Annotated in this window: 16 protein-coding genes and 2 pseudogenes; 8 read left to right on the top strand and 10 right to left on the bottom strand. The window is 61.8% G+C overall.

Annotated elements, in window-relative coordinates:
* Positions 1-186, top strand: a 186-nt coding sequence (locus tag LXM94_RS09645) for a hypothetical protein (RefSeq protein ID WP_235771003.1), incomplete at its 5' end; no start/stop codon positions are given.
* Here the strand turns inward: LXM94_RS09645 and LXM94_RS09650 are convergent.
* The 3 genes and pseudogenes from LXM94_RS09650 to LXM94_RS09660 form a co-directional block, all read right to left on the bottom strand.
* Complete coding sequence (locus LXM94_RS09650; protein WP_235771004.1) at positions 181-1,152, bottom strand: polysaccharide pyruvyl transferase family protein; 972 nt, start codon at positions 1,150-1,152, stop codon at positions 181-183. The two genes, LXM94_RS09645 and LXM94_RS09650, sit on opposite strands and share 6 nt — an antisense overlap.
* Positions 1,153-1,510: 358 nt before the next feature.
* A pseudogene (locus LXM94_RS09655) lies at positions 1,511-2,037 on the bottom strand (hypothetical protein).
* Between the two features lie 64 nt (positions 2,038-2,101).
* Entirely contained in the window at positions 2,102-2,920 is an 819-nt protein-coding gene (locus tag LXM94_RS09660; protein WP_235771005.1) for a MerR family transcriptional regulator, read from the bottom strand.
* Between the two features lie 212 nt (positions 2,921-3,132).
* Here LXM94_RS09660 and LXM94_RS09665 point away from each other — a divergent pair, with 212 nt between their 5' ends.
* Together LXM94_RS09665 and LXM94_RS09670 are read left to right on the top strand one after the other, a co-directional pair.
* The gene (locus LXM94_RS09665; protein ID WP_235771006.1) at positions 3,133-4,401 is read left to right on the top strand and encodes a 4-aminobutyrate--2-oxoglutarate transaminase; all 1,269 of its coding nucleotides are present in this window, start codon (positions 3,133-3,135) and stop codon (positions 4,399-4,401) included.
* 97 nt (positions 4,402-4,498) lie between these two features.
* Positions 4,499-5,980 (top strand): NAD-dependent succinate-semialdehyde dehydrogenase, encoded by a 1,482-nt coding sequence (locus LXM94_RS09670; RefSeq protein ID WP_235771007.1) that lies wholly within the window; start codon positions 4,499-4,501, stop codon positions 5,978-5,980.
* Positions 5,981-6,016: 36 nt separating this feature from the next.
* On the opposite strand, the pseudogene LXM94_RS09675 reads toward LXM94_RS09670, so the two are convergent.
* From LXM94_RS09675 to LXM94_RS09690, 4 genes and pseudogenes are all read right to left on the bottom strand, one after another.
* A pseudogene (locus tag LXM94_RS09675) lies at positions 6,017-6,411 on the bottom strand (type II toxin-antitoxin system VapC family toxin).
* Positions 6,412-6,493: 82 nt separating this feature from the next.
* Positions 6,494-6,652, bottom strand: coding sequence for a type II toxin-antitoxin system VapB family antitoxin (locus tag LXM94_RS09680; protein ID WP_235771009.1), 159 nt, complete (start codon positions 6,650-6,652; stop codon positions 6,494-6,496).
* Positions 6,653-6,709: 57 nt separating this feature from the next.
* On the bottom strand, positions 6,710-7,351 hold the full coding sequence (gene maiA / locus LXM94_RS09685; protein ID WP_235771010.1) for a maleylacetoacetate isomerase: 642 nt from the start codon (positions 7,349-7,351) through the stop codon (positions 6,710-6,712).
* Between the two features lie 6 nt (positions 7,352-7,357).
* Positions 7,358-8,374 carry a fumarylacetoacetate hydrolase family protein gene (locus LXM94_RS09690; RefSeq protein ID WP_235771011.1) on the bottom strand — a complete coding sequence of 339 codons (1,017 nt, stop codon included), beginning with the start codon at positions 8,372-8,374 and terminating at the stop codon, positions 7,358-7,360.
* 111 nt (positions 8,375-8,485) lie between these two features.
* Between LXM94_RS09690 and LXM94_RS09695 the strand changes: the two genes are divergently transcribed.
* Entirely contained in the window at positions 8,486-9,046 is a 561-nt protein-coding gene (locus LXM94_RS09695) for a DUF2585 domain-containing protein (RefSeq protein WP_268965074.1), read from the top strand.
* Positions 9,047-9,069: 23 nt separating this feature from the next.
* Here the strand turns inward: LXM94_RS09695 and hmgA are convergent, their stop codons facing one another.
* Complete coding sequence (hmgA, locus tag LXM94_RS09700) at positions 9,070-10,431, bottom strand: homogentisate 1,2-dioxygenase (protein WP_235771063.1); 1,362 nt, start codon at positions 10,429-10,431, stop codon at positions 9,070-9,072.
* A gap of 90 nt (positions 10,432-10,521) precedes the next feature.
* Here hmgA and LXM94_RS09705 point away from each other — a divergent pair, with 90 nt between their 5' ends.
* The 3 genes from LXM94_RS09705 (at position 10,522) to fba (ending at position 12,554) form a co-directional block, all read left to right on the top strand.
* Entirely contained in the window at positions 10,522-10,989 is a 468-nt protein-coding gene (locus LXM94_RS09705; RefSeq protein WP_235771012.1) for a MarR family winged helix-turn-helix transcriptional regulator, read from the top strand.
* 88 nt (positions 10,990-11,077) lie between these two features.
* Positions 11,078-11,380, top strand: a complete 303-nt coding sequence (locus tag LXM94_RS09710; RefSeq protein WP_235771013.1) for a WGR domain-containing protein — start codon at positions 11,078-11,080, stop codon at positions 11,378-11,380.
* A 130-nt stretch (positions 11,381-11,510) separates the two neighbouring features.
* A complete protein-coding gene (fba, locus tag LXM94_RS09715) occupies positions 11,511-12,554 on the top strand; it encodes a class II fructose-bisphosphate aldolase (protein ID WP_235771014.1) in 1,044 nt (347 codons plus the stop codon).
* Positions 12,555-12,631: 77 nt separating this feature from the next.
* Here the strand turns inward: fba and LXM94_RS09720 are convergent, their stop codons facing one another.
* Together LXM94_RS09720 and oiaX are read right to left on the bottom strand one after the other, a co-directional pair.
* On the bottom strand, positions 12,632-13,990 hold the full coding sequence (locus LXM94_RS09720; protein WP_235771015.1) for a four-carbon acid sugar kinase family protein: 1,359 nt from the start codon (positions 13,988-13,990) through the stop codon (positions 12,632-12,634).
* Position 13,991: 1 nt separating this feature from the next.
* Positions 13,992-15,248: a 3-oxo-isoapionate-4-phosphate decarboxylase OiaX gene (gene oiaX, locus LXM94_RS09725; protein WP_235771016.1), complete on the bottom strand. Its 1,257-nt coding sequence runs from the start codon at positions 15,246-15,248 to the stop codon at positions 13,992-13,994.
* A gap of 171 nt (positions 15,249-15,419) precedes the next feature.
* Here oiaX and LXM94_RS09730 point away from each other — a divergent pair, with 171 nt between their 5' ends.
* A complete protein-coding gene (locus tag LXM94_RS09730; RefSeq protein ID WP_235771017.1) occupies positions 15,420-16,142 on the top strand; it encodes a transcriptional regulator NanR in 723 nt (240 codons plus the stop codon).
* Positions 16,143-16,170: the final 28 nt, after the last annotated feature.

Below are 16,170 nucleotides of genomic sequence, written 5' to 3' on the forward strand. Positions count from 1 at the left end.
CAGCTGGCCCAGCAGCGATCTCGATGCACTCATGCCGTGGAATTACGCAGCCTGAGCGGCCTCAGCTTGCCGCTTACGTTCAAACAGGGGGCAATTCTCAATGGGAATATCGAGCTGCGCCGGGTCCGTTCTTACGGGCAATCAACAGTTTCCCTTCTCTCAGTTCTGACATTTTCCAAATTATGAACGAAGTATGGCAAGTACCTTTTCATAGAAATTCATGTTCAGCGCACGGGCTTCAGCAAGTGCGTTTGGATAGGCGGAAATGTCGTGCGCCCTGGCAAGAATTTGCCGGCAGGTCTCCGGTGTCGCAAAGGCGGGTTTCCACTTAAAGTAAGCAAACTTCCCTCCTTTGATGAGGCAAATTACCTTTTTGCCGAGCAGTGTAGCCCAATAAAGTCCGTGGTATGAATTTGTTACTACAACTTCGCCAGATGCAATGAAGTCAATCGTTTCCGTAAAGTCGCCATAGTTTCGCATTGTTGGGCGATGTTTAAAGAAATCATCGTCGTCGACGGATCTATTGTGGTGTAAAAATAGTACGAATTCGTGTATTGGAGACTGACGTGATACATCGAATGCTCTGTTCATTGCACTTGCGCACGGGCAAAATACGACTTTATCTCCATCAAGAGACGCGGCACCAAAATCACGCGTTCCGATGAGGGAGCATCTGTCGATAAAGTCCTTCGGCATCGGCGGATATCCTGGCATATCAGTTCCGACGCCCCAAAGAACAAGGTTCTTTTTGGGACGAAGCCTCTCATAATACATTGGCGTTCGTACATAGTTTTTACTGAATACTCCACCACCGACAAAGATATTGTCGAAACGATCTTCGCTCGCATTTACTCTTGACCAGAAATCGGCGGTCTGGCTTTCGCCGGGAAAAGTGAAATAATCAAAAGGTGTAGAATTAATGTCTCCGACATTTGAAGTATCTATCGCATTAAGGAAAAGATTTGTGCAGATTGGGGGTGTGTTAATTTTAAAATTACTCGGCTTAAATTCCTTATAATCATTAATTTGTTCGGAGATATTTTCGAGATTTATTAAATCGCCAGCCTTGCGGATCGGTAAAATTGCACGAAGAAAATTATATATTCGCCTCATCATTGCTGCGTCACTGTCCTTTCTGTATTGTGTTGCCACGTTTGTTATGTCGTGTGATATATTAGTGTGCGCTAGCTCGAGTATTAACTGTCGCGGGGTGAGAATTTTCTTCCAAAGCGTTTTCCAATGTGAACTTCATTGAAAAGCGCTGAGCCCCGAGATGCCCTCGGCTCTGTCCATTGCTGTCATTCGAATTCTGTGAGTGCTAGCACCAATCCCTCTCATGCTTGCGTTTTGGGTGAATCACATTTCGGTGAAGGCGAACATATCCTGTCGCGTCTCGGTGCAGGTCCTATATCTCCAGTGTGAATTTCAAGCGTCGGCTCGAATTGAGAAGTACTCTTTATCACGTCGGCTGAGATCCAAGGCTCGTCCAGCTCAGAGCCTGTTTTGAAATTCACGGACGAATGGTTCTTCGTAGGAGGTTTCCGACGGGTATCATGGCATGAGAGGCGTCGATGCGCTGCTGGTATTCGCGCATGAGGCGGTGCCATCTTGTCGCCCAGCCGAAGGTTCGCTCGAGGACCCTGAGTCGGGGTGGAACCTGAAAGCCCTTTTGCTCGCTGGGCCTTCGGATGACCTCGATGACGAAGTCGAGATAAGAGGCCTTGTCCATGAGCTTGAGCCGGTCGTAGGTAGCGCCGGCGAACAAATGCTTCACCCATGGCCGACGCTTTCGGATGCCGTCGAGAATGGCCTGTGTGCCGAAGTGGATCGGCAGCAGCGAGCCACAGCCGGAGCGCTCAAGATGGCCACGGCGTTGATCACCTCCCGGATGTCAACCTCGCGCGGACGGCCACAACGCCCAGGCTTGGGCATCGGCGGTGCGATCCGCTCCCCTTCCTCATCCGTCAGGTCACAGCGGCAACGCTTGGTTTTCCTGGCGGTCTTGGCCATTCGCCCACGGCTCTGTTCGGTCCACATCCAAAGCTTGAATCACAAACCGAACCGACGCGAAAGCCCTCGAACCTATTTTCCAAGCGGACTCTCAGAAGGTCGGCGGTGTGTTGATCCAGATCAGCACGGTCTCGCCGTCATGGCGATTGCGCCAGGCGTGGCGGCGGTTGCTCGCGAAATAGAGACTGTCACCGGGGCCGAGATCATGGAACTCATGGCCGTCGAGAACCATCTCGACCCGGCCCGAGAGCACGTGCACGAACTCCTCGCCCTCGTGTTTATAGGCGCCGTCGCTTGAGGCGCCGGGCGCCAGCACGAAGCGGTGGCAATCCATCATGTTGCGGCCGTCGGCGAGCACCTGGACGGTGACGCCCGGCGAGGTTTCGGGCCAGATCTTCCACTCACCGGCCCGGACGAGGGCACGCTCGCCGCCCTCCTCCTCGCCGGAAAGCTTCGAGACGGTCGTACCGTAATATTCGGCGAGATCGTGCAGCACGCGGAAGGTGACGCCCTGCGAGGTGCGCTCGAAGGTGGAGAGCAGCGAGGTTGCGATGCCGATGTCGCCGGCCACCTGCTCCAGCGTCTTTCCCGCATCGTGCCGGAGACTGCGCAGCTTGCGGCCGATACCCTGCGGAGCATCGCTGTCGACCGCACTCAAGCCGTCCGCCATCGGCTCTCCCGCCTCCAGCGCCTCGCGGATCGCCGCCGGGTTCAAGCCGCGCTCGGTGCGATACCAGGCGATGCGCTTCAGGCGGGCGACATCGTCGGCGCTATACTGGCGATGTCCCGTATCCGATCGGCCGGGAATGACGAGGCCCTGCGTCTCCCAGAGGCGAAGGGTGGAGGCCGAAACGCCCGCCAGCCGTGCCGCCTCCGCCACCTTGTAGTGGACCGGATCCAGTCCTGCCATTGCGCCAAAATCCCTGTTTCTGTGTTATCATCAGGCTATAGCACTCCACGCCGTTTCGCGTCTCCCGTCGCGTCCCGAAGGCGTCCGAAAAATATTGACCGGCCCCCGTGGAAGGCCATTGCATTCTTGCAGAAAAAATGTAGGAATTCCACTCAAGTCTTGCAGAAAAAATGCAAGATACTGCATAAGCCCTCCAGTTCAGGACAGCGCCCATGACCCTCACAGACCGCAAGAACGCTGCCATTTCGCGCGGCGTCGGCATGACCACGCAGATCTACGCCGACCGCGCGGAGAATGCGGAAATCTGGGACAAGGAGGGCAACCGCTATATCGATTTTGCGGCGGGCATCGCCGTGGTCAACACCGGCCATCGTCATCCGCGGGTCATCGAGGCGGTGAAGAAGCAGCTCGACCGTTTCACCCACACCTGCCACCAGGTCGTGCCCTATGAGAACTATGTCGAGCTCGCCGAGCGGCTGAACGCGATCACTCCCGGCAATTTCGCGAAGAAGACGATCTTCGTGACGACCGGCGCGGAAGCCGTCGAGAACGCCGTGAAGATCGCCCGCGCCGCCACCGGCCGCCAGGCCGTCATCGCCTTTTCCGGCGGTTTCCACGGCCGCACCTTCATGGGCATGGCGCTGACCGGCAAGGTCGTGCCCTACAAGGTCGGCTTCGGCGCCATGCCGGGCGACGTCTTCCATGCGCCCTTCCCGGTCGAGATGCACGGCACGACGGTCGAGCAGTCGCTCTCGGTGCTGAAGAAGCTCTTCGCCGCCGATGTCGATCCGAACCGCGTCGCGGCGATCATCGTCGAGCCGGTGCAGGGCGAAGGCGGCTTCTATCCGGTGCCGGCAGCCTTCATGAAGGCGCTGCGTGAAATCTGCGACCAGCACGGCATGCTGCTGATCGCCGACGAGGTGCAGACCGGTTTTGCCCGCACCGGCAAGCTCTTCGCCATGGAGCATTACGGCGTCGCCGCCGATCTCGTCACCATGGCCAAGGGGCTCGGCGGCGGCTTCCCGATCGCCGCCGTCACCGGCCGCGCCGAGATCATGGATGCGCCCGGCCCCGGCGGCCTCGGCGGCACCTATGCCGGCAATCCGCTGGGCGTTGCGGCCGCGCACGCCGTTCTCGACGTCATCAAGGACGAGGACCTCTGCAACCGGGCGGAAAATCTCGGGGCTCGCCTCAAGCAGCGCCTCGCCTCGATGCGCGACAAGGTGCCGGAAATCGCCGACATCCGCGGCCCGGGCTTCATGAACGCCGTGGAGTTCAACGACGTTTCGACGAAGCAGCCGAGCGCCGATTTTGCCAACAGGGTGCGGCTGAAGGCGCTCGAAAAGGGCCTGATCCTGCTCACCTGCGGCGTGCACGGCAACGTCATCCGCTTCCTCGCCCCGATCACCATCCAGGACGAGGTCTTCGCCGAGGCGCTCGACATCCTCGAGGCGGCGATGATCGAGGCCCGTGCCGCCTGACCGGGCGACGCAAACGATCGAACCCCGATTCTCATGGCAGCGCCCGAAGTCTCCCGCTTCGGGTGAGCGCCCATTCCTGTCCCGAAGGAGTAAGACCATGGCCTTCCACGATGCGCTGACAAAGCACTTGACCTCGACCGATTTCCTGCGCGACGCGGGTTACGTCAATGGTAACTGGATCGGCGGCAACGGCGTCGAGACCTTCGACGTCACGAATCCTGCGACCGGCGAAACGCTGGCGACGCTGCCGGAAATGGGTGCCACTGAGACGGCAGCCGCCATCGATGCCGCCCATCGCGCACAGCCGGCCTGGGCGGCGCGGCCCGCCAAGGACCGCAGTGCGCTGCTGCGCAAATGGCACGACCTGATCGTCGCCAATGCCGATGAACTGGCCGCGATCCTGACCGCCGAAATGGGCAAGCCGCTGCCGGAGGCAAAGGGCGAGATCCTCTACGCCGCATCCTATGTCGAGTGGTATGCGGAGGAGGCCAAGCGCATCAACGGCGAGACCATCCCCGCCCCGTCCGCCGACAAGCGCATGTTCGTCATCCGGCAGCCGGTCGGCGTCGTCGGCACGATCACGCCGTGGAACTTCCCGGCCGCGATGATCGCCCGCAAGATCGCGCCGGCGCTGGCCGTCGGCTGCACGGTTGTCTCCAAGCCCGCGGAGCAGACGCCGCTGTCGGCGATTGCGCTCGCCGTGCTCGCCGAAAAGGCCGGCATTCCGGCCGGCGTCTTCAACGTCATCCTCGGCACGGACGGCCCGGCGATCGGCAGGGAGCTCTGCTACAACCCGAAGGTCCGCAAGATCTCTTTCACGGGCTCGACGGAGGTCGGCCGCATCCTGATGCGCCAGTGCGCCGACCAGATCAAGAAGGTGAGCCTGGAACTCGGCGGCAACGCGCCCTTCATCGTCTTCGACGACGCGGATCTCGACGCCGCCGTCGAAGGCGCCATGGCGTCGAAATACCGCAATGCCGGCCAGACCTGCGTCTGCGCCAACCGCATCTACGTCCAGTCGAATGTCTACGACGCCTTCGCGGAAAAGCTCGCGAGGAAGGTCGCCGAACTGTCCGTCGGCAACGGTTTCGACAAGGGTATCACCATCGGCCCGCTGATCGAGGAAGCGGCAATCGGCAAGGTCGAGGCGCATATCGCCGATGCGGTCGCCAAGGGTGCGACGGTGGTCGCCGGCGGCAGCCGCGTCGACGGCAGGGGCACCTTCTTCCAGCCGACCGTCCTGAAGGGCGTGACATCAGGCATGACGGTCGCCAGGGAAGAGACCTTCGGCCCGGTCGCGCCGCTCTTCCGCTTCGAGACGGTCGAGGATGTGATCGCGCAGGCGAACGACACCGAATTCGGCCTCGCCGCCTATTTCTTCGCCGGCGACCTCAAGAAGGTCTGGAAGGTGGCGGAGGCGCTCGAATACGGCATGGTCGGCATCAACACCGGCATCATCTCCTCCGAGGCCGCCCCCTTCGGCGGCATCAAGCAGTCCGGCATCGGCCGCGAAGGCTCGACCCACGGCGCCGATGATTATCTGGAGATGAAGTATCTCTGCATGGGCGCCGTCGCCTGACCATATGGAGATTGCCCCGGCCGGCGCGGGCGACCGTCATGCGGCACCGATGTCGGTCTGGGAGAAATCATCGCCCTTGCAGAGGAGCGGCATGTTGAGCTGCCGGGCACAGGCATAGGCGAAGCAGTCGCCGAAATTGAGGGCGGCGGGGTGACGGCCCTTACCATAATGTTGATAGGCACGATAGCTGCGGTCGCCGTCGCCGGTGCGATCGCAATGACGTCGATTTGCAGCGGTCGGATATAGGACTCGACTTCTTGCAAGGTGGCGCTTGGCTCGAGGCCGGATATGCGACCGTAGGCAACGGACGCTTCCCAGAGCGCCATCGCCGAAGTCATTCTGGATTTCGTCGTCGCCAGCCGAGCGGAAAGTGAGCCTGCCTCACGCTCGTTCGTCATCATGGCGACGATGGCCGAAGCGTCGATAAACATCAATCGTCTTCGCAGAGGCTGTCGATGAAAGCCTTGTCGGCCTCAAGCCCGGTCGGCGGATATTTCCTGTTGAGTTCGCGCGTCATTGCCAACGCCTTTGAGACAAGTGTCGGTTCACCCTCTTCTTCTCCAATTCATGCATCAGTGCCTGCCGGACCGCTTCGGTCTTGCTCACCTTGCGCAATGTGGAAAGCCGTTCGGCCATCCGGCCGACCTCGGGATCCTTGACATAGAGCGGCATGGTATATCCCTTCTTCGGAGAAGGTATATAAAACATGCGGTGACCATGTCCGAAAGGTCAGGCCGGCTTCACGGCATCGGGATGCGCTGCCTGGAAGGCGGGGAGTGCACGGCAGATCTCGACGATGCGCCGCACTTCGTTGAGGTCCGCCGTTTCAACGCCCCAACGCTCGGCATTGTAGACTTGCGGCACGAGGCAGAAATCCGCCATGCCGGGCGTATCGCCATGGCAGAAGGCACCGGTTGCCGGATCGTCGAGCAGAGCTTCGACGGCACGCAGGCCATCGCCGATGATCTTCTTCATCCAGTCGGCGCGGACCTCGTTTCCTCCCCCGGTCAGCGCCATAACATGATCGACGACTCTCGTGTTGCAGACTGGATGGATGTCCATGGCGATTGCGTGCGAAAGCGCGCGGACGCGATGACGACCTTTGGGATCGCTCGGAAGGAAGCCCGTCGCGTAGCGTGTCTCGTCGAGATATTCGATGATCGCGAGCGACTGGGTCAGCACCTGGCCGTCCACTGCCAGGACCGGAACGAGGCCTTGCGGGTTTCGGGCGATATGCTCCGGCGCAAACTGTGCCTTTCCGAGAATGTCCACCGGAACGCGGCGATACTCCATGTCGAGGCTCGCCAGTGCGATGCGGACACGGTAGCTGGCCGACGAGCGCCAGTAGTCGTAGAGGATGGTCTCGGCCATGTCGTGTCACGACCTTTCGTATCGCGTGATCGTCTGCTCGATCGCCCCGAAGATGGAATGTCCCCTCTCGTCCTTCATCTCGATGCGGACCGTATCGCCGAACTTGAGAAAGGATGTCTTTGGAGCGCCCGTTTCGATCGTCTCGATCATGCGGATCTCGGCAATGCAGGAATAACCGGCACCACCGTCGGTGGCCGGCCTGCCCGGTCCACCCTGGAACTTGTTGGACACGGTGCCGGAACCGATGATCGAGCCGGCGACGAGCGGGCGGGTTCTGGCGGCGTGGGCGACAAGTGCTCCGAAGTCGAATGTCATGTCGATGCCGGCATTCGCCTTGCCGAAGGTCTTGCCGTTCAGCGAGACGAGGAGCGGCAGATGGACCTTGCCGTCCTTCCAGGCATCGCCCAGTTCATCAGGCGTGACTGTGACGGGGGAGAAGGTGGACGACGGTTTTGACTGGAAAAAGCCGAATCCCTTGGCAAGTTCCGCCGGAATCAGGCCGCGCAGCGAGACGTCGTTCACGAGCATGACGAGCCGGATTGCATCGCGCGCTTCCGCCGCACTCGCCCCCATCGGCACGTCGTCGACGATGACCGCGATCTCGCCTTCCATGTCGATGCCATAGGCCTCGTCGGCGACGAGGATCGGGTCGCGCGGCGCAAGGAAGTTGTCGGAGCCCCCCTGATACATCAGCGGGTCGGTCCAGAAACTCTCCGGCATCTCGGCATTGCGTGCCTTGCGCACCAGTTCGACATGGTTCACGTAGGCCGAGCCGTCCGCCCACTGATAGGCGCGCGGCAACGGCGACGCGGCGTCATGTTCGTGAAAGCGCACCGTCGGCTGCGAGCCCGTCTCGATGCCTTCGGCGACACGCGCCAGGCGCGGTCCGACATGCAGCCAGTCGTCGAGAGCCGCCTGAAGTGTGCGGGCGATGTGCCCGACCTCGGAGCAGCGCGTCAGGTCCTTGGCGACGACGACCAGCCGGCCGTCCCGCGTGGAATCCTTCAGGGTTGCGAGTTTCATTCTTCCTCCCATCTTGTTCGACGGCCAGCGGCCGTGCCATTGTCCCGCCGACGCTCCGTCCCGCCGCCAGGTGGCCTCACCTTAGCCTTGCTTCTTCGAGGAAGACATCCGTTGAATCGCACCATTGTGAAATCCGTGATCCTCGTTGCGGTTGCGGTCGTCGTGACCGCCGTCGTCCTGCATCTGATGGGCCGCATCTGGATCTGCAAATGCGGCTATGTGAAGCTGTGGCACGGCGTCGTCGTTTCGTCCGAGAATTCACAGCATCTGAGCGACTGGTACACGCCGAGCCACATCATCCATGGCATCCTGTTCTTCGGCCTCTTCACGCTGATCCTGCCCCGCGCCGGCATCAACTTGAAGCTGGCCCTTTCGCTCATCGTCGAATGCGCCTGGGAGATTCTCGAAAACACCGACATGATCATCAACCGCTACCGTGAGGCGACGATCGCGCTCGATTATTTCGGTGACAGCATCGTCAACTCGAGCGCGGATATTCTCGCGATGATCCTGGGATTTTTTCTCGCCGCCCGCCTGCCCGTCTGGACGAGCGTCGCCATCGTCGGCGTCTTCGAGGCCCTCACGATCTGGCTCATCCGCGACGGACTGGCGCTGAACATCCTCATGCTTCTCTGGCCGCTCGACGCCGTCCGGCAGTGGCAGGGCGGCTGACGGCTGCTGGTAGACAATGTCGGTCACTTGATGCCGGGCGTGCCGTCGAAGCGACGCTCCAGCCCGTCCCAGCATTCGAGATAGTCCTCCTGCAGCGTCTCGACTTCTGCGGCGAATTTCGTGAGTTGTTGGGGAAAGCGCGTCTCGAACATGAAGGCCATGGTGTGGTCGAGCTTCACCGGCTTGAGCTCGACGTTCGACGCCTTCTCGAAGCCCGATGCATCCGGGCCGTGCGGCAGCATCATGTTGTGCAGACTCATGCCGCCAGGCACGAAGCCCTTCTCCTTGGCGTCGTACTGGCCATGGATGAGACCCATGAATTCGCTCATGATGTTGCGGTGGTACCAGGGCGGGCGGAAGGTGTGCTCCGCCACCATCCAGCGCGGCGGGAAGATGACGAAGTCGACATTGGCGGTTCCTTCTTCGCCTGACGGCGCGGTTAGCACCGTGAAGATCGAGGGGTCCGGATGGTCGAACAGGAGCGCCCCGACAGGGGAGAACGTCCTGAGGTCGTATTTGAACGGCGTGTAGTTGCCGTGCCAGGCGACGACGTCGAGCGGCGAATGGCCGATCTCGGTGACGTAGAACCGGCCGCACCATTTGACATGAACCCGGCAGGGCGTCTCCTTGTCTTCATAGGCGGCAACGGGCGTCTTGAAGTCGCGCGGATTGGCGAGGCAATTGGCGCCGATCGGGCCACGGTCCGGCAGCGTGAATTTTGCGCCGTAGTTCTCGCAGATATAGCCGCGCCAAACGTCGCCCTCGCCGAGGCGCGATACCTTGAACATCATGCCACGCGGGATCAGGCAGATCTCGAGCGGCTCAACGTCCATGACGCCCATTTCGGTGAAGACGCGGATCGTGCCCAATTGCGGCACGACGAGCAGTTCGCCGTCGGCGTTGAAAGAGTAGTCGTCGACCATGTCGGCATCGAAGGCATAGGCATGGGCGGCCATACCGACCTGCGTCAGGGCGTCTCCTCCCGTCGTCATTGTGCGGATGCCGTCCAGGAACGTCGTTGCCGGCGCGGGCGCGGGCAGCGGGTCCCATCGCAATTGCCCGAGCGGCAGCGCGTGGTCGTCGAGGCAAGGTGCCGATTTCCAGTATGGATAGGCGCTGTTCGAGAAGCGCCGCGTGTGGCGGACGCTCGGACGGATCCGGTAGAGCCAGGAGCGCTCGTTCGTGCCGCGTGGCGCGGTGAAGGGAGATCCGGAAAGCTGCTCGGCATAAAGGCCGTAGTTGCACTTCTGCGGGCTGTTCTGGCCCTGCGGCAGGGCGCCCGGCAGCGCCTCAGTCTCGAAATCGTTGCCGAAGCCGGGCATGTAGCGGATGGTCCCGGTCGCGCCGGTGGTCCTGTCCGTCGTCCTTTCGGTCCGTTCCAGCATGGCTTGCGTCTCCTCCGCGTAGCTGCCATAGACGTAAATTAGTTTCATTCGTAACTGTCTATTTTGTAACTATCAAGGTGAAGTTGGCGCATGGAAGGGGACTTCGATCTCGAGACATTTCTTCCCTACCGGTTGAACCGGGCGGCCGAAGCCGTGAGCCTGCGCTTCGCGATCCAGTACAAGGAGCGCTATCGCATGACCCGGCCGGAATGGCGGACACTCGCGGCGCTCGGCGCGAACGGCCGCATGTCGGCGACGGCGATCGGCCTTCATTCCAGCATGCACAAGACGAAGGTCAGCCGCGCGGTAAAGGCATTGGAGGATCGCCGCTGGCTGAAGCGGGTCGAGGACGATCGCGACCGCCGCATGGAGCATATCGAACTGACGTCCGAGGGCATGAGGGCCTATGCCGATATGGCGAAACTGGCGCGCGCCTACCAGGCGGAGCTTGCCGCGCTCTTCGGCGCCACGGGACTGGTAAAGCTTGAGGCCGGGCTCGACGCCGTCGAGTCCGTCATGCTGCCGCGAAGGAAGACACGGCGCAGCAGGTCCGAATAGGCGATCCATCACGCGGGTGAATCGATGCGCCGCAACCGATTCAAAGCTTTCATTGGACGCGATGGGGCATGGCACGCAGAATCCCTGCATGACCCAGACGTCTTCCACCGACTGCCCGCTACTAGGATTGCGGCGTGTCGATCCCGAGCGCAACATAGCGCGCTTTTACGTGCTGTCACTGCAGCCGACACTCTTCGGCGATATCGACGTCGTGCGGGCCTGGGGGCGCATCGGTACGACCGGTCGCCAGAAGTCGGACAGCTATGGTTCCGTCCATGCCGCCTGTTCGGCGCTTGCAAAATTGGCTCTGGCGAAGCGTCGTCGCGGCTACTGTGGCAACCATCCGGAAGATTCGCCCACAGGTGGGGCAAGTGCTCCCGCTTCGTCGTAACATTTTGATTTTTAAATCGGTTGTAATTTTTTGCCGTACGTTCATCATGCCCGTTCACGGTTGCATCCCCGGAACGATCCATGAATAGTGCCGCCTCGAAAGTGGTGTGCCTCATCTAGGGAGAGTTGGAATGGCGTTGATTTCCATGCGGCAGTTGCTCGATCATGCAGCGGAAAATGGCTATGCATTGCCGGCGTTCAACGTGAACAATCTGGAATATATTCAGGCGGTGATGCGGGCGGCGGATGCGACGGACTCGCCCGTCATCCTGCAGGCGAGCCGCGGCGCCCGCGCCTATGCCGGCGACACATTCCTCCGCCATCTGATCCTGGCGGCTGCGGAGGAATATGCGCATATCCCGGTCTGTCTGCATCTCGACCACGGTGACCAGCCTTCCACCTGCATCTCTGCCATCACGAACGGCTTTACGTCGGTGATGATGGACGGTTCGCTGCTGACCGACGGCAAGACGGTCGCGACCTATGAGTACAATGTTGGCGTCACCGCCGAAGTGGTGAAGATCGCGCATGCCGCGGGCGTCTCTGTCGAAGGGGAACTCGGCTGCCTCGGTAACCTCGAGACCGGTGCCGGCGACAAGGAGGATGGCCACGGCTTCGAGGGCAAGCTGTCGCGCGACGAGCTGCTGACGGATCCGGACCAGGCGCTCGATTTCGTCAGCAAGACCGGCGTCGACGCGCTCGCGGTCGCGATCGGCACCAGTCATGGCGCCTATAAGTTCACGCGTGCGCCGGACGGCGACATCCTGTCGATCGAGACGATTGCCAGGATCAACAGCAAACTGCCGAACACCCACCTGGTCATGCATGGCTCGTCCTCGGTGCCGCAAGCACTGCAGGATCTCTTCACGACCTACGGCGGCGAAATGAAGCAGACCTGGGGCGTTCCGGTCGCGGAGATCCAGAAGGCGATCCCGCTCGGCGTGCGCAAGGTCAATATCGACACGGACCTTCGCCTTGCCATGACCGGCACGATCCGCAAGAGCTTCAAGGAGAAGCCGGACAATTTCGATCCGCGCAACTATCTGAAGCCGGCGACAGCGCTGATGACAGAAGTCTGCAGGGAACGGTTCGAGGCCTTCGGGACGGCAGGCAACGCCTCCAAGATCCGCGTCAAGCGGCTGCCGGAGATGGCAAAAATGTACGCCGCCGCCTGATTGCAGGCAGAGAAGGATGTGGTGGCCGGCCTTTGCTGCCGGCCATTCTCGTTTGGCTCGCGAGTGCCGGAGCCCGGTCAGCCCTGGCCCGCGCGGATCATGCTGAAATAGTCGTCGCTGCCCACCTGCCCGCCCTTCAGGGCGATCTCCATGCCGTCGATCGCCGGGGATGCGGCGTGGGCGGTGCACAGCGGCGATCCTGGCGTCTGCGGCAGCGGCAGACGCAGCGTCAGTGCATCGATGCCCATTTGCGACAGCGCATGGCTCGACGTGTCGCCTCCGGCGATCACGCTGCGGCGCAGACCCGCCTGTTCGACGATACGCCTGAGGATGCGCCCGAGATTCCTGCCGATCCGGTGGCGCGCGCCGTCATTGTCCGAAAGCACGGCGCCGTGGTCGGCCGATGGCCCGAGCGCCGTGTAGAGGATCGGGCTCCTGCCCTCTGCAAGGGCCGCGAGCGCGAGCCGGGCGGCCTCCGAGACGGCGCCATCCGCATGGGCGCCCGCGAGTTGCAGGGGGTCGATCGCAATGCCGGCGAAACCGACATCGATCGCATGGCGGATCTGTCGCTCGGTCGTCGGCGACACGCTGCCCGAGACGACGGCCATGCGTTCCACCGGCCCGGGCGGCTCGTAGTGCGGCACGTCCTGCGTTAGCCCGAGCCGGCGCCATTCCTCCACGAGGGCATACTCCACCCCCGATGATCCGCAGACGAACCGGCCCTCTGGCCTGATTTTGCGCCAAAGCTGGTGCCCGGCGCCCCCCTGGGTGTCATGGTCCGCGACATCGATCAGGATGATCTCGGTGCCCGTGTCGAAAAGTGCGTCGACCCGTTCGTCCGCGTCGCTGGACCGGAGCGTTGCGAGGTCGACGAGCCCCGTCGCAAGCTGCGTCTGGTTTGCAAGATGAAGCCGCAGATCGGCTTCCGCCATTGGCGTGACCGGATGGCGGCTCATGACCGGGTGGCGGTCGATACGGAAGACCTCACCGCGAAAGGCCGCGAAGAGATGGCCGAACGCCGTGTAGCGCCTGATCTGCGGTGCACCGACGACAAGCGGTACGGGAGCAGTCCCGAAAACCGCGCGACCGATCTCGATGGCCTTGCCGATATTGCCGATGTTCGGGCTGGAGTCGAAAGTGGAGCAGACCTTGTAGTGGCAGATCGCTGCGCCGAGAGACTTCAGCCATTCGAATGCCGGCGTCAGGTTCTTTTCCATCCACTGCGGTGTCTCGCTGCGGCTCGCGCCGGCAATGCCGAAGGCACGGAAATGGGCGAAGCGATCGAACAGCGTCTCGGACGGCATCCCCAGGAAAAGGACCGTCTCGATCCCTTGTGACGACAGAGCTTCCATGACGTCCGTCGAGCCGGTGAAGTCGTCGCCGTAATAGGTCAGGAGCGGAGCTGGTTTCTTGGACGCAATTCCTGCCGATCCCATGTCAGGCTCCCCTGCCCGCGGCGAATTTTTCGAGCGATTCTGCGAGTTCGGCATGGTCCTTCGCGTAGGTTGCAAGATCGATGCCTGCCACGGCAGCGTCCCAGGCCTGGCGCACGGCGCGCACACCGGCCCCCGGCCCGCCCGGATGGCTGACGATGCCGCCGCCGCAGAGATAAAGGAGATCGACGGTCCGGCCGGTCCGGACATAGGTCTCCGGCGCCTGGCCGCCCCATTGGCCCGATCCGACGACCGGCAGGGGGCGGTCGGCATCGGAAAAGAGCGGCTTGCTCACCGCCTCGAAGGATTTTACGAAACTCTCGTCCGGCTCCCAGTATTTCACCTTGATGCCGTTGATCTGGAACTGATCGACGCCGAGGAGGCGCCAGAATTGCTGCCAGACGGAGAATTCCATGCCGAGCCCCGGATGGCGGGTGAGGATGTCCCAGCCGTTGCGGTGCGCATGCAGCACCAAGCCGGAGCGCTTGCGGAGATAGGACATGCCGCCCATGCCGATCGAGTTGATATTGACCACTGCGCAGTTGCCGCCTGCCTTCAACACAAGATCGTGGTTGCGCATCATCTCGTCGGGGTCGGCATGCGAGATGCCAAAGGCATACATCACCCTTTTTCCGGTCTTCTGCTCATGCTCGAGGATCTTCGGCATGATGGCGGCGACGCGGTCTTTCAGCGGCGAATAGGCCGGGCTCATCAGCTTTTCGTCATCCTTGATGAAATCGACGCCGGAAGCCAGGAGATCACCGACAAGGTCCGCCGTCTCCTGCGGACGCAGGCCAAGCGCCGGCTTGACGATGGTGCCGATGATCGGTCGGCCCGCCACGCCCGTCAGCGCCCGTGTCCCCGGAATGCCGAATTGCGGGCCTGGATGGACGTCGGCGAATTCGGGCGGCAGCTTCATGCCGACGATGCGGATGCCCGTCATGCCCTTTATTGAATAGACGCCGCCGATGGCGATGGTCATCAGGGCGGAAAGGTCGGTTCCGACCGCATCCAGCGGAAAATCGATATCGGCCTCACCGCGATTGAAGACCTTGGCTCCGCCACCCTCATCCGGAAAGGACGGGCTGCCTGCCGGCGGAAGCGGGCGAACGGCGACCACGCGGGCCGCCACGTGCGCTTTCAATTCCCTTGTTTCACCCGGCACGGCGACGAAGGTGCCGGTCGACTGGTCGCTGGCGATCTTCTCGGCCATCGCCTCGACATTGCCGGGGGTTTCGATCCGGTAGGTCAGACGTATCACGGGGTCTCTCCCATTGCCGTCATGTTCTCACTTAGGGGATGACGGACCCCCTCAACTGGTATAATGAGTATCTAAGTTCCGCAAGCCGTTTGTTCGCCATGCGTCAACGTTCCCAGTCGATGCGGATTTGTGCATATATGGCGCCTTGGAATCGGCGGCATGGAGAGGTCGATGGTCACGCAATCCGAACCGATCGTGAGGCGCAAGCTTTCAGACGAGGTATTCGCACGTCTCAAGCGCATGATCGAGAGCGGCGAATTGCAGCCGGGCGACGAAATGCCCTCCGAGCGAACGCTGATGGAGCGCTTCGAGGTCGGTCGCCCGACGATCCGCGAAGCGATGCAGGCGCTCGCCAATATGGGCCTCGTCGAGATTTCGCACGGCGAGCGGGCGAAAGTCCTGAAGCTGACCGCCCATTCGCTGATGCGGCAGGTGGATGTGGCGGCGAAGATCATGCTCGCCGGATCGTCCGATTCGCTTGAGCACCTGAAAAGCGCCCGCATCTTCTTCGAGCGCGGCATGGTGCGCGAGGCGGCCACGCGCGCGAAACCGGCAGACATCGCGGCGCTGGAGGAAACGCTTGCCCGGCAGAAGGACTGTCTCGGCGATTCCGAGGCCTTCATCAACGCGGACATGGCCTTCCATACGCAGATCGCCCGGATTTCCGGCAACCCGATCTACACCGCCGTCAGCGAGGCGATGCTCGGCTGGCTGAAGGAGTATCACACCGAGATGCTCATCTGGACCGGCAAGGAGAATTTCACCCTCTCCGAGCACGCGGAGATCATCGACTGCATCCGCAGCGGCGATCCCGGCGAGGCCGAGCAGGCGATGATCAAGCATCTGGAGCGCTCACGGGCGCTCTACGTGTTGAAAGCGCGGGCGGACGGCTGAACATCCGGGCCAATTGCGATCCGGCGGG

The organism is Rhizobium alarense, assembly GCF_021555155.1.
GTDB lineage: Bacteria > Pseudomonadota > Alphaproteobacteria > Rhizobiales > Rhizobiaceae > Rhizobium_D > Rhizobium_D alarense.

Bases quoted from the DNA above. Each gene is read 5' to 3' on its own strand.
- LXM94_RS09665 (WP_235771006.1), top strand. From the start codon at position 3,133: ATGACCCTCACAGACCGCAAGAACGCTGCCATTTCGCGCGGCGTCGGC.
- LXM94_RS09670 (WP_235771007.1), top strand. From the start codon at position 4,499: ATGGCCTTCCACGATGCGCTGACAAAGCACTTGACCTCGACCGATTTC.
- hmgA (WP_235771063.1), bottom strand. From the start codon at position 10,431: ATGCTGGAACGGACCGAAAGGACGACGGACAGGACCACCGGCGCGACC.
- LXM94_RS09730 (WP_235771017.1), top strand. From the start codon at position 15,420: ATGGTCACGCAATCCGAACCGATCGTGAGGCGCAAGCTTTCAGACGAG.
- LXM94_RS09660 (WP_235771005.1), bottom strand. From the start codon at position 2,920: ATGGCAGGACTGGATCCGGTCCACTACAAGGTGGCGGAGGCGGCACGG.
- maiA (WP_235771010.1), bottom strand. From the start codon at position 7,351: ATGGCCGAGACCATCCTCTACGACTACTGGCGCTCGTCGGCCAGCTAC.
- LXM94_RS09720 (WP_235771015.1), bottom strand. From the start codon at position 13,990: ATGGGATCGGCAGGAATTGCGTCCAAGAAACCAGCTCCGCTCCTGACC.
- LXM94_RS09710 (WP_235771013.1), top strand. From the start codon at position 11,078: ATGACCCAGACGTCTTCCACCGACTGCCCGCTACTAGGATTGCGGCGT.
- fba (WP_235771014.1), top strand. From the start codon at position 11,511: ATGGCGTTGATTTCCATGCGGCAGTTGCTCGATCATGCAGCGGAAAAT.
- LXM94_RS09680 (WP_235771009.1), bottom strand. From the start codon at position 6,652: ATGCCGCTCTATGTCAAGGATCCCGAGGTCGGCCGGATGGCCGAACGG.
- LXM94_RS09705 (WP_235771012.1), top strand. From the start codon at position 10,522: ATGGAAGGGGACTTCGATCTCGAGACATTTCTTCCCTACCGGTTGAAC.
- LXM94_RS09690 (WP_235771011.1), bottom strand. From the start codon at position 8,374: ATGAAACTCGCAACCCTGAAGGATTCCACGCGGGACGGCCGGCTGGTC.